Origin of the sequence: Komagataeibacter sp. FXV3, from assembly GCF_015155755.1 — a bacterium.
In the GTDB taxonomy this organism is placed as follows: domain Bacteria; phylum Pseudomonadota; class Alphaproteobacteria; order Acetobacterales; family Acetobacteraceae; genus Komagataeibacter.
Genome location: NZ_VWPI01000141.1, coordinates 1 through 8,080, shown reverse-complemented (window position 1 = coordinate 8,080; position 8,080 = coordinate 1). Strand labels below are relative to the sequence as shown.

7 protein-coding genes are annotated in these 8,080 nt (G+C 63.2%); 2 read left to right on the top strand and 5 right to left on the bottom strand.

Features of this window, described 5'->3' with window-relative positions:
* Both F1542_RS13265 and trxA read left to right on the top strand, forming a co-directional pair.
* Positions 1-2,980, top strand: a 2,980-nt coding sequence (locus F1542_RS13265; RefSeq protein ID WP_193733449.1) for a UvrD-helicase domain-containing protein, incomplete at its 5' end; no start/stop codon positions are given.
* A 69-nt stretch (positions 2,981-3,049) separates the two neighbouring features.
* Positions 3,050-3,379: a thioredoxin TrxA gene (gene trxA / locus F1542_RS13260; RefSeq protein ID WP_010508984.1), complete on the top strand. Its 330-nt coding sequence runs from the start codon at positions 3,050-3,052 to the stop codon at positions 3,377-3,379.
* Positions 3,380-3,405: 26 nt separating this feature from the next.
* On the opposite strand, the gene hpnK is transcribed toward trxA, so the two are convergent.
* From hpnK to F1542_RS13235, 5 genes are all read right to left on the bottom strand, one after another.
* The gene (gene hpnK, locus F1542_RS13255; RefSeq protein ID WP_193733448.1) at positions 3,406-4,260 is read right to left on the bottom strand and encodes a hopanoid biosynthesis-associated protein HpnK; all 855 of its coding nucleotides are present in this window, start codon (positions 4,258-4,260) and stop codon (positions 3,406-3,408) included.
* A 78-nt stretch (positions 4,261-4,338) separates the two neighbouring features.
* Positions 4,339-5,763: a hopanoid biosynthesis associated radical SAM protein HpnJ gene (hpnJ, locus tag F1542_RS13250; protein WP_141261225.1), complete on the bottom strand. Its 1,425-nt coding sequence runs from the start codon at positions 5,761-5,763 to the stop codon at positions 4,339-4,341.
* A gap of 106 nt (positions 5,764-5,869) precedes the next feature.
* The gene (gene hpnI / locus F1542_RS13245; RefSeq protein ID WP_193733447.1) at positions 5,870-7,051 is read right to left on the bottom strand and encodes a bacteriohopanetetrol glucosamine biosynthesis glycosyltransferase HpnI; all 1,182 of its coding nucleotides are present in this window, start codon (positions 7,049-7,051) and stop codon (positions 5,870-5,872) included.
* Between the two features lie 64 nt (positions 7,052-7,115).
* Entirely contained in the window at positions 7,116-7,778 is a 663-nt protein-coding gene (locus tag F1542_RS13240; RefSeq protein ID WP_193733446.1) for an ABC transporter substrate-binding protein, read from the bottom strand.
* The coding region (locus F1542_RS13235; RefSeq protein WP_275944691.1) for a transketolase C-terminal domain-containing protein at positions 7,775-8,080 on the bottom strand (306 nt) is incomplete at its 5' end. The genes F1542_RS13235 and F1542_RS13240, both read right to left, overlap by 4 nt.

Genomic DNA, 8,080 nt, shown 5'->3' with positions numbered 1-8,080 from the left:
GATCGGGGTGGGGGACTTTACCGCGCTGATCGCCCGGCTGCAGGCGCAGTCGCGTCGCATGCTGCCGGTGGCGCGCCGGTGGATGGTGGATCGCGCGGGGGTGGAATCGGCCCTTATGCGTCTGCTGGGCATAAGCGGGCGCAGCGTGGACGACGTATTGCGCAATGCCTGCGCCACGATCCCCGATGAGAACATTCTGCGTGACGGACTGCGCTGTGTTGCGCGGGAAGGGTCGGCCACCGTCCGGGTGCAGGCGGAAACCATGCTGGCATGGCTGGGTCAGGACGTGGCCGCCCGCGTGGCGGACTGGTCCACATGGCGGGGCGGCCTGCTGACGCAGAAGGGTGAGCCGCGAAAGCGTGGGGGCCTCAATCCCAAGATGGATGCCGCCTGTCCCGGTCTGGCCGACCGTCTTGGCGCGGAAGCCGTGCGCGTCATTGGCATTGACCAGCAGTTGCGCGCCATTACGGTGTTTGAACTGACCTGCGCCCTGCTGTCCGTAGCCCAGCCGGTGCTGGAACGTTACGCCACGCGCAAGAACGCGCAGGGCATGGTCGATTATGATGACCTGATCGACCGCACGCTGCAGTTGCTTGATGACCCCGGTGTGGCATGGGTGCTGTACAAGCTTGATGGCGGGATCGATCACCTGCTGCTTGATGAGGTGCAGGACACATCCCCCGACCAGTGGGCCATTGCCGGTGGGCTTACGGCGGAATTCTTCGCAGGCGAAGGCACGCATGATGACGATGGCTGTCCGCGCACCATTTTCGCGGTGGGGGATTACAAGCAGTCGATCTATTCCTTCCAGGGGGCTGACCCGGAGGCCTTCCGCGCATGGCGGCAGCAATTCCGCCAGCGTGCGACCGCCGCCCGCGCCATATGGCGTGAACCGGCGCTGACGGTCTCCTTCCGTTCAACGGCGCCTGTACTGAAACTGGTGGACAGCGTGTTCGCCAATCCTGCCGCCGCGCGTGGCGTGGTGGAACCCGACGGTACCATTCCCGCCCATGTCACCGCCCGGCCGGGGCAGGGGGGACGTGTGGAAATCTGGCCCCCCGTGCCGGTGGAACCTGACGAGTCCGACATAAGCCCGTGGATGGCCCCGACCCGCAATGCCGGGCAGTCCACGGCGCAGCAGCGTCTGGCCGATACACTGGCGGGCTGGATCGCCGGGCAACTGCGCATGCCGCCAGCACCGGGGGAAGCGCCACTGGCGCCCGGTGACATGCTGATCCTTGTGCCGCGTCGTTCCGCCTTTGCCCGTGCCCTGATCCGCGCCCTGAAAAGCAATGACGTGCCGGTGGCGACACTGGTGCGTACCGTGCTGACCGACCAGCTTGCGGTGCAGGACCTTATGGCGCTGTGCGCGGCGCTGCTGCTGCCGCAGGATGACCTGACGCTGGCCTGCGTGCTGACATCCCCCATTGGCGGGCTGGATGACGAATCGCTCATGCATCTGGCGACGGGGCGCGATGGGCAGCCGCTGTGGGCAGTGCTGCGCGTGCGTCATGCGGAACGGCCCGACTGGTCGGCGGCGTGGCATATCCTCAACACCCTGTTCCGGCAGGTTGATTACGCCACGCCGTATCAGCTTCTGGCCGAAGCCCTTGGCCCGCTGGGCGGTCGCGCCCGGCTGCTGGCCCGATTGGGGCCGGAAGCGGTGGAACCGGTTGACGAATTGCTGTCCGCCGCCCTGCGGTTTGAGGAAACGCATGCCATTTCGTTGCAGGGTTTCCTGCACTGGCTGAATGCATCGGATGAAACGGTGCGGCATGAACCCGATGCATCGGCCAACATGGTGCGTGTCATGACCGCGCATGGGGCGAAGGGGTTGCAGGCGCGTCTTGTCATCCTGCCCGATACGATCGCAACGCCACGTTCCGACACCAACATATTGTGGGAGACCGACAGGACCACGGGACTCGATATCCCGATCTGGGTGCCACGGCGGGAACTGGCCACGGATGTGACGGCATCGGTGCAGGAAAAGATACGCCGTGAGGCGGCGGAAGAATATAATCGCCTGCTCTATGTCGCCCTGACCCGGGCCAGTGACCGGCTGGTGATATGTGGGTGGGAACCCCGTCGCGGCGTGCCCGATGGCTGCTGGTATGATCTGTGCCGCCAAGGGTTTGAAAGTACCGGGGCCACGGCACAGCCTTTCGACCTGGGCTGGGAGGGGGAAAGCCTGGTGCTGGAGGAAACGCGCACGGCCCCGCCCGCCCGGGCCGCCCGCGCTGATAATGGCCCGGTGGCACCGGCACCCGTGCCCGCCCTGCCGGAATGGATGGGCCATGCCCCGCTGTGGCGGCCTGTCATGCCGGTCATGGAAGGGCCGCTGGCCCGGCCGCTTGCCCCCAGCCGTCCCGATGATGTCGCCCTTGGCCCACAGCCCGCCGTGCGCTCGCCGCTGGTGTCCGCGACCACCGTGCGGGACCGCGCCGACCCGGCCGGCCAGCGCGCCCGTGCCCTGCAACGCGGGCAACTGGTGCATGCCCTGTTGCAATACCTGCCGGACTGCCCTGTGGATGAACGCATGGCGCTTGCCTGGTCATGGCTGTCGCGCCCGGCGGCAGGACTGGACCCCACGCAGTGCGAGGCGCTGGTGACGCAGGTGCTTGCGGTCATGGACATGCCCCGGCTTGCCGCGCTGTTTGCACCAGGCAGCCGGGCGGAACAGCCGCTGGCAGGTATCGTGGGCCAGCAGGTGATCGTGGGGCAGGTGGACCGCATGGCGGTCAGCGCGGATACGGTGACGGTGTGCGATTTCAAGACAAACCGCACGCCGCCCGCGGACGTTGACAGGACGCCGGTGCTGTACCTGCGGCAGATGGCGGCCTATCGCGCCCTGTTGCGCGGGGTCTATCCCGGCAGGCAGGTGGTGTGCGTACTGGTCTGGACGGAGGGCGTGCGCGTTGACATTCTGCCTGCTACGCTACTGGACCGGTATGCGCCGGATATGGCCGTTGCGACTTGACCGCATGCGTCGGCATGGCCATGTCAGCAGGACGGGGCGGCGTTGGCCGCCACAAAGGAGTTTTGAGTGATGAGTGAAAACACGATTGCCGTAAGCGACGGTCAGTTCAAGACGCAGGTTCTGGAATCCAAGGAACCGGTTCTGGTCGATTTCTGGGCGGAATGGTGCGGCCCGTGCAAGATGATCGCACCGGCGCTGGATGAAATCGGGGCGGAATTCAAGGGCAAGATGTCCGTTGCCAAGGTCAACATTGATGACAACCCCAACACGCCCAACGAATACGGCGTGCGCGGCATCCCGACGCTGATCCTGTTCAAGGATGGCAAGCCGGTTGCCAGCAAGACCGGTGCCCTGCCCAAGAGCCAGCTTAAGGAATGGGTCAAGAGCAGCCTCGGCTGATCTGTCCCGCCGTCAGGGGTGGCCCGTCAGGATGCGCGGGCCACGTCCGTCCATGTGGTGGGCACGGCCCCCGAATGGGTCAGGCCGGACCGGAAACCGTGCGCACATAGCGTACGGAATTCCGCTTCATGCTCATAGGTGGGCATGAGGCGCTGCAGCAGTTTGTTCTTTGCCGTGGCCGGGTGGAAATAGATTTCCGACAGGCCATCCGGCAGGTGCGCGGCAAGGGCCGATACCCGGTCGGTCGTCATGTGCCCGCTCCACGCCAGCCCGAAACACCAGTCATTCGTGACCAGACCCGCCTTGTGCGCCTGATGGCGCAGCAGGCCGGTCCAGCGGCGTAGCGCCGCATCCCCCAATGTATCGGTATAGGTGCCCGCGGCATAAAGCGGCTCGGGCGGTTCCAGTGGCACGCGGATTGCACGCAGGCCATGGCGCAGCCCGCTTTCGATCATGTACCGCCCTACCGTGGGATGCAGGTGCATGTGCTTGTGCGCATTGGCATGGTCCAGCGCCAGCCCGGTGGCGGCAAAGGCGCGGAACTGCGCCTCGATCTCGGCAGCCAGTTCACGGCGCACGGCGGGGCGGAAGAAATACTCCACGCCCAGTTTCAACTGGTCGGAGGGAAACTGCCCATCCTGGGGCACCAGCAGCGGGATATCGGCAGGAGGCAGGGTTGCCGGTCCCTCGATCGCGACCAGATGCAGTCCCACCCGCAGGTCCGGGAGCTTCTTCGCACGGCGCACGGCATCGGCTGCGGCCGGTCCCGATACCATCAGGCTTGCGGTCGATAACAGTCCGTCGCGATGGGCAATTTCGATCGCCTCGTTGACTTCTTCGGACAGGCCGAAATCATCGGCGGATATGATGACGCGCTTCATGATGCAAAACCGGATGGCATGAAAAAAGAAATGCCGGAACCCGAAGGTCCCGGCATGGGGTAATCGCAGAAAGCCGGATCAGGCGGCGCGGCGTTCGCGCAGGAACTGGAAGAACTCCACCCCTTCGCGCAGGCGGCGCTTCATCATCTGCGGGCTGCGGACCATCTCGTTCACGATCGAGGCGATCTTGGGCGCGCGGAAATAGAACTTCCGGTAGAATTCTTCCACGCTCTGGAAGATTTCCGTGTGCGACAGGTGCGGGTAGTGCAGCGGTGCGATCTGCACGCCGTTATCGTCGATCAGTTCGGCATTCTTTTCATCCAGCCAGCCGTTCTCGGTCGCCTGCTTGTGCAGGAACGTGCCGGGATAGGGTGCCGCCAGCGAGACCTGCAGCGTGTGCGGGTTGATTTCGGTGGCGAACTTGATGGTTTCCTGAATGGTCTCCTTCGTCTCGCCCGGCAGGCCGAGGATGAAGGTGCCGTGGATCTTGATGCCGAGTTCGTGGCAGTTCTTGGTGAACTCACGCGCCGTCTCGACGCGCATGCCCTTCTTGATGTTGTGCAGGATCTGCTGGTTGCCGCTTTCGTAACCGACCAGCAGCAGGCGCAGGCCATTGGCCTTCAGCACTTCCAGCGTCTTGCGGGGCACATTGGCCTTCGCGTTGCACGACCACGTCACGCCCAGCTTGCCCAGTTCCTTGGCGATCGCTTCGGCACGCGGCAGGTCGTCGGTGAAGGTGTCATCGTCGAAGAAGAATTCCTTCACCTGCGGGAAATACTGCTTCGCCAGACGGATTTCGGCCGCCACGTGCTCGGGGCTGCGGGTGCGGTAGTGGTGGCCACCCACCGTCTGCGGCCACAGGCAGAAGGTGCAGCGCGACTTGCAGCCACGGCCGGTATAGATCGAGATGTACGGGTGCATCAGGTAACCGATGAAGTAATCTTCGATCTTCAGGTCACGCTTGTACACTTCGGTCACGAACGGCAGGCTGTCCATGTCCTCGATCATCGCACGGTCGCGGTTATGGACGATCTTGCCATCAGCATCGCGCCAGGAAATGCCATCGACATCCTTCCAGTCGCGGCCTTCCGCCATCTCCTTGATGGTGAAGTCGAATTCGTTACGCGCCACGAAATCGACCGGCGGGGCGTTCAGCAGGCTTTCTTCCGGCTGGACGGCAACCTTCGCGCCAACCATGCCGATCTTCACCTTCGGGTTCGCGTCCTTGAGCATCTGGGCGACGCGCACATCGGATGCAAAGGACGGGGTGGAGGTGTGCATGATGACCAGGTCACGGTTGCGCACGTCTTCCAGGATCGGCTCCATGCCCATGCGCGCGGGCGGTGCATCGATCAGGCGGCTGCCTTCGACCATGGCGGCAGGCTGCGCAAGCCATGTCGGGTACCAGAACGACTTGATTTCCCGCTTGGCCTGATAGCGGGAGCCGGCCCCACCATCGAATCCGTCAAACGAAGGCGGCTGGAGAAACAGGGTTTTCATCATGCTACGCATATCCTCGGGCTCTGGCGGGGAATGGGGTTCCCTTAATACCCGTTCTTATTAACGACAGGGTTGGAATTCTCAAGCAGTTCAGCCTGCTGACGGCGGGTCAGTCACCGGGGGAGGCCGGTTGCGATCGTGGTGTCATGGCCGAATGCGGCGTGACATGCATTGTCTGCCCACGCCATGCAACCCGCGTGCCCGTGACACTGCCCACCATGACGGCGGCCGAGATCCAGTCGCGCAGTGGCAGAAGCAGTAACGGCAGCAGCATGCTGCGTTGCGCCAGCGTGCGGTCCAGGATGAAGGAACAGACGGCCCGCCATCCCCATGCACCAAGAAAGAAGAACCATGTCCAGGCCGCATGCGGTGCGGCAAGCACGGCAACGCTGGCCCAGAACAGGGGTAACTGAATGGCGGATGCGGCGTAACCCGCAGGCTCCAGCGTCTTGACGGTCCGGCCCCAGCGCAGTTCATGCGCCAGCACCTCACGCATCGAGGTCTCGCCCACTGTGGTCCATGTCATGCACGCGGCAATGGCGATATCCTTGCCACGGTCACGTACGTAACGGCCCAGTATCGCATCATCGGCCACATGCGGTACGAGTGCTTCCAGCCCGCCAATTTCGTCCAGCATGGAACGCCGCAGCGCCATTGTCGCACCAAGGCAGTCCTGCCGCCCGAGGTAGCGTGACAGCATCACGCCGGGCAGGAAGTTATGGTTGATCTGGCATGCGGCCAGCAGGCGCGGTACGGTGGATGACGCAGGCAGCCCTGCGTACAGCGTCGTGACCAGGCCGACATTGTCAGGCACCATGGCGCCCACCACATGCCGCAGGTAATCGGGGGCAACGTGAATGTCCGAATCGGAAATAACCAGGACATCATGCTTAACACGCGTCATGATGTTGATCAGGTTGCCGATCTTGCGGTTGAGCCCGTGAAAGGTGGGGTCAATCACCAGTTCCATCTGCACATCCGGGTGGCGTTCCATCAATCGTTGTACGATCGGGATCGCCGCATCGTCTTCGGCCTGTACGCCAAAGACGATCTGCATCTGCGGGTAATCCTGCGTGCAGAAGCTTTCAAGCGCTTCCTCCAGCAGTGGTTCATTACCGTGGAGGGGCTTGAGCACGGAAACCGGAGGCAAGGGCACCGCCCGGTCCATGCGTTTTTCCTGCCACCGGAAACGCGAGACCAGAAAAGTGCCAAGCGCTGCCTGCATGCACCCGGCGACAGCAACGGTCGCGGCCAATCCGGCGGGTGAAACAAGAGCGTTGAAAACAGACATTATCTTTCCGGCAAGGTCCCGCGTATTGGAGCAAATTAGAAAACGGCGTCAGGGAATTGTAATATCACTCTTCCGAGAACGTTTTGATCTTTTTCTGTAGCAGATTCGTCAGTTTCTGCACATTTCCACCCGACAGGGCGGAACTGAAGTCCGCCCGCTGGGCCGCGACCTGGCTTATGTGGGCATTCAGCAGCACGTCAACGATCTGCCAGCCCTTGGCGCCCGAACGCATGACGTAGTTGATTTCCGTCCCGCTCGGGTCATCGGATGATCCGATATGTGTTACAACAATACGGTCATTGCCAACGGGCGAAGGGGTAACGGTCGGGTCGATGGTGAAGCGGGCGTCGCTGCCGGGCTTGAAGCTGGAAACATAGCGGGCGATCGTGAACTGACGGAATGTGGTCAGCAGGGTCTGCTTCTGGTCATCAGACAGGCCAGCGTAACGCGGCCCGATGGAGGAGGCGAGCACGGCTTCGATATTGTAAGCGTGGTCGATTGCCGGGGCCAGCATCTGTGAACGCTGCTCGAACGAACCGCTGCCCTTGGCCTGCACGCGCTCCAGCGCGGCATACAGGCCCTTGATCGGCTCCTGCACCTGCGCATCGGAGGCGCTGGCCGCATGGGCTGCATGAATGGGGAGGACGGCAGGGACGACCGGTGCCGCCATCAGTCCGGCGCACAGCGCCAGCGAGGTGGTTTTCAGGACATGTTTCATAATGTTCATGATTTCGGTCCGTTTGCTGTCTTTAGCAAGGGCTGCGTCATGCTGATTCCGACACCCAGCGCCTCAAGGGCGGTATTGGTGATGGCTACGGCATCCAGCCCGGCCTCATGGTACTGTGCGGCCTGCGTGTTGTGGTCGATGAAGCGGTCGGGCAGGGTCATGGGGCGGAAGCGCGCGCGGTCCAGCAGGCCGGTTTTGGCCAGATGGGTCATGACATAGCTGCCAAATCCGCCAACCGATCCTTCCTCGATCGTGATCAGCACGGCGTGGTTGCGCGCAAGCTGTTCGACCAGCGCGGTGTC

Excerpts from the sequence above, each read along its gene's own strand:
- trxA (WP_010508984.1), top strand. The coding sequence starts at position 3,050 with ATGAGTGAAAACACGATTGCCGTAAGCGACGGTCAGTTCAAGACGCAG.
- hpnK (WP_193733448.1), bottom strand. The coding sequence starts at position 4,260 with ATGAAGCGCGTCATCATATCCGCCGATGATTTCGGCCTGTCCGAAGAA.
- hpnJ (WP_141261225.1), bottom strand. The coding sequence starts at position 5,763 with ATGATGAAAACCCTGTTTCTCCAGCCGCCTTCGTTTGACGGATTCGAT.
- hpnI (WP_193733447.1), bottom strand. The coding sequence starts at position 7,051 with ATGTCTGTTTTCAACGCTCTTGTTTCACCCGCCGGATTGGCCGCGACC.
- F1542_RS13240 (WP_193733446.1), bottom strand. The coding sequence starts at position 7,778 with ATGAACATTATGAAACATGTCCTGAAAACCACCTCGCTGGCGCTGTGC.